The organism is Luteitalea sp. (genome assembly GCF_044337415.1).
Taxonomy (GTDB): domain Bacteria; phylum Acidobacteriota; class Vicinamibacteria; order Vicinamibacterales; family Vicinamibacteraceae; genus Luteitalea.
Window position 1 is genome coordinate 1 of record NZ_JBIINP010000387.1, and the last position, 2692, is coordinate 2692.

Here is a 2692-nt window from a genome sequence, read left to right on the forward strand (position 1 = left end):
GCCTTCGCGCTCGGAGATCGTGAAGGCGCGTGGCCGAAGGCCCGCGCGCGTGAATTTCCAATTTCAAATTTCAAATTGCCACTGGCGGGGTTCCTGCAAGCACAGCGTTGGTCCCCAGCGACGGAGTTCGTCCATGCTGTCGTCGCCCCTGCTCTCCCGCCTCTTCCTGGTCGCCGTCGCCGGCGTCCTGTCGATGCCGTGTGCGGTGGGCGCACAGCCCGCCGGGCCCCTCCCCCAGCCGCTGCCGCTGTTTCCCGCCGACAACTGGTGGAACGTGGACGTGAGCCAGGCGCCGCTCGACACGAACAGCGCCGGGTTCATCGCGTGGATCGGCACGACGCGTCGCGTGCACCCCGACTGGGGCGCCTCCGCCAACGACCCCGGCGACCCCACCGCGACCTACGGCATGCCGTACGTGTCGGTCCCGGGCTCGCAACCACTCGTGCCGGTCACGTGGGTGGCGTATGGCGATGAGAGCGACGACGGCGCCCCCGGCCGCGCTCCGGGCTATCCGATTCCGCCAGCGGCGAAGACGACCCCGAGCTACGTGGAAGGCGGGCAACCGGGCAACGTCGACGCCGGTGGTGACCGGCACCTGATCCTGGTCGATCGCGACAACCGTCTCCTGTACGAGCTGTACCGGGCGCACTGGAACACGGCGGCCAACCGCTGGGAGGCCGAGTCGGGCGCGGTGTTCGACATGACCCGCAACGACCGTCGCCCCGAGGGCTGGACGAGCGCCGATGCCGCCGGGCTCGCGATCCTGCCGGGCCTGGCCCGTTACGACGAGTTGTTCGGCACCGAGCCGATCCGCCATGCCTTCAGGGTCACGGTGCGGGCCACCAACGGCTACGTCTGGCCCGCCTCGCACCGCGCTGGCAACACCACCGGCGCCCTGCCGATGGGCGCGCGCCTGCGCATGAAGGCGAGCAAGGACATCTCGTCGTACCCGGCGCACCTGCAGCGCATGTTCCAGGCGATGAAGACCTACGGGCTGATCGTTGCCGACAACGGCAGCGACATGTTCATCACCGGGACCAACGACCCGCGGTGGACACCGTACATGGACGGGATCGTCAGCGCCGTCCACTCGCTGCGCGCCTCGGACTTCGAGGTCGTCACGCTCGGCTGGCGACCCGCCGCCGCGCCTGTCGACGGCGACAACGACGGCCTGCCAGACGACTGGGAGCGCGAGTTTGGCCTCGACCCGACCAACCGCCTTGGCGACAACGGGGCGAGCGGCGACCCCGACGGCGACGGCCAGACCAACGCGCAGGAACGCACGGCAGGCACGCACCCGCGCGGCATCGCCACGCGACTGCTCGCCGAGGGGCTGCGGCAGGGCACCTTCACCACGCGGGTGGCACTCGCCAACCCGTCGGCATCGACGGCCGCCTACGTGCAGCTGCGCTTCGAGCGCGACGACGCGGTGGTGGTGCGGACGACGGCGCGGGTCCCCGCACAGCAGAAGGTGACGGTGGACACGTCGGCGCTGGCCGATTTGCAGGGCCACGCATTCGCGACGGTGGTCGAGTCGGACATCTTCGTGGCCGTCGATCGCCTCGTGCAGTGGGAGAACGGGCGCGGCAGCCACGCCGAGCACGGGCTGGCAGGCGCCTCGCGGTCGTGGTACTTCGCCGAGGGCGCCACGTACACCGGGTTCCAGTTGTTCTACCTGCTCCAGAACCCTGGGGAGGCGACGGCCAACGTCACGCTGACGTACCTGCGAGAGGCACCGCTCGCGCCGCTGGTCCGCACGCACGTGGTGGCGCCGCATTCGCGCGTCACCGTCTGGGTGAACGAGGACGAGAAGGGGCCGCAGACGCCCGTGACCGGCGCGGCGTCATCGGCCGTGGTCGACGCCGACGTGCCCATCGTCGTCGAACGCGCGATGTACCGATCGGTGCCGAACACGTTCGAGGCTGGCCACGCCAGCGCCGGCGCCTCGGCGCTCGACACGACGTGGTTCTTCGCGGAGGGCTACACCGGCCCGACGTTCGAGCAGTACCTGCTGATGGGCAATCCCGGGTCGTCGCCGGTGCCGGTGCAGGTGACCTACCTGCTGCCCTCCGGACCGACGCCGCCGGTGACCTACGTCGTGCCCGCGACGAGCCGCCTCACGGTGCTGGTGAACGGCGAAGTACCGGCGCCTGGCCTGTCGCTGGCATCCACAGCGGTCTCGATGGTGTTGCAGGCCGATGCGCCGATCGTGGCGGAGCGGGCGATGTGGTGGCCGGGATCGTCGGCGACGTGGCGCGAGGCGCATGTCAGTCTCGGGGCGACGTCCACGTGCGATCGGTGGGTGGTGGCCGAGGGTGAGTGGGGGCCTGGTGTAGACACGTACGTGCTGGTGGCCAACACCGGCCCGCAGGCGACGCGCCTGCGGGCAACGCTGCTGCGCGAGGGCACGGCGCCCCTGTCGGCCGATGTGGACGTCCCGGCCGGCGCGCGGCAGAACGTGAACGTGCCGAGCCTGTTCCCACTGGCCTACGGCACCCGCTTCGGGATGCTCCTCGAGCCGGCGCCGGGGTCGCCGAACGCGCCGCTCGTGGTGGAGTGGGCGCACTACGCCAATGCGGGTGGCCTCCAGTGGAGCGCGGGCGCCAATGCGCTCGGCACGTGCGTGCCGTAGGGGCCGGGTACCGGGTAACGGGTAGCGGGTAGCGGGTAGCGGGCGGCACACCCGCCTGCT

The 2692-nt window shown here is 71.0% G+C and carries 1 protein-coding gene; it reads left to right on the forward strand.

Annotated features, from left to right (window positions below; all coding sequences use genetic code 11):
* Positions 1-133: 133 nt before the first annotated feature.
* On the forward strand, positions 134-2632 hold the full coding sequence (locus tag ACIRDX_RS22685; protein ID WP_396627685.1) for a hypothetical protein: 2499 nt from the start codon (positions 134-136) through the stop codon (positions 2630-2632).
* Positions 2633-2692: the final 60 nt, after the last annotated feature.